Here is a 1,032-nt window from a genome sequence, read left to right as displayed (position 1 = left end):
AGTGTTCACCGAGGCGCCCGACGGCCAGGTCGTACCGCACGCCCCCATCGCCTGCCTGGAGGATCTCATCGCCTACGGCTACCGGCCCAACGGAACGTGGGGGTGACGGGACGATGCGGACGACCACACTCGCGGCACTGGACTCGCTCGGCTCCATGGGCGGACTGTTCTCGACCACGATCCTGTACGCGCTCGGCTGCGGTGTCGCCGTCGGCGGCGGCCTCGCCCTCTTCCTGGTCGCGGTACGCGGACTGCCCGCCAAGCCCGAGCACGAGAAGCGGCAGGCCAGCGAGCGCGTCAACGAGCTGATCCGCTGGGCCGGCCGGCGCGGTTCCGCCGCGGCCCTCGTCGGCCTCGTCGTCCTGCTCCTGACCCGCTGGGCGGTGCTCGGCATCGCGGCCGGTGTCCTCGTCTTCTTCTGGGACCGCCTCTTCGGCGGTGCCGCCGAGGAACGCGCCGCCATGAAGCGGGTCGAGGCCCTCGCCTCCTGGACCGAGTCGCTGCGCGACACCATCGCGGGCGCGGTCGGCCTTGAGCAGGCCATCCCCGCCTCCGCCCGCGCCGCCGCGCCCGTCCTCCGCCCCCACCTGGACGCCCTGGTCGACCGGCTGCGCTCGCGCACCCCGCTGCCCGACGCGCTCCAGCACCTCGCCGACGAGATCGACGACGCGTCCGCCGACATCATCGTCGCGGCGCTGATCCTCAACGCGCGGCTGCGCGGCCCGGGTCTGCGGCAGGTCCTCGGCGCGCTCGCCAAGTCGGCGCGCGAGGAGGTCGACATGCGCCAGCGCGTGATGGCGCAGCGCGCCTCGACCCGCCGCTCCGTGCAGATCGTGGTCGCGGTGTCGGTGCTCTTCGTCCTCGGCCTGTCCATCTTCAACCGGGACTTCGTCGAGCCGTACGGCTCACCCGTCGGCCAGCTCGTCCTGGCCTGCGTGTGCGGGCTGTTCGCGCTGGGCTTCTGGTGGCTGCGCAAGCTGTCGACCATCGAGACGCCGGAACGCTTCCTGGTCCGCGACGGCTCCGACGTCC

At 73.0% G+C, this 1,032-nt stretch carries 1 protein-coding gene; it reads left to right on the top strand.

Annotated elements, in window-relative coordinates:
* Nucleotides 1-155 precede the first annotated feature (155 nt).
* On the top strand, nt 156-1,032 hold an 877-nt coding region (locus ACF088_RS41390; RefSeq protein WP_392381140.1), incomplete at its 3' end, for a type II secretion system F family protein.

Origin of the sequence: Streptomyces sp. NPDC015125 (assembly GCF_043080045.1) — a bacterium.
In the GTDB taxonomy this organism is placed as follows: Bacteria; Actinomycetota; Actinomycetes; order Streptomycetales; family Streptomycetaceae; genus Streptomyces.
Note: the sequence above shows the minus strand (reverse complement) of the source record. Positions and strands in the feature narration are given on the sequence as shown.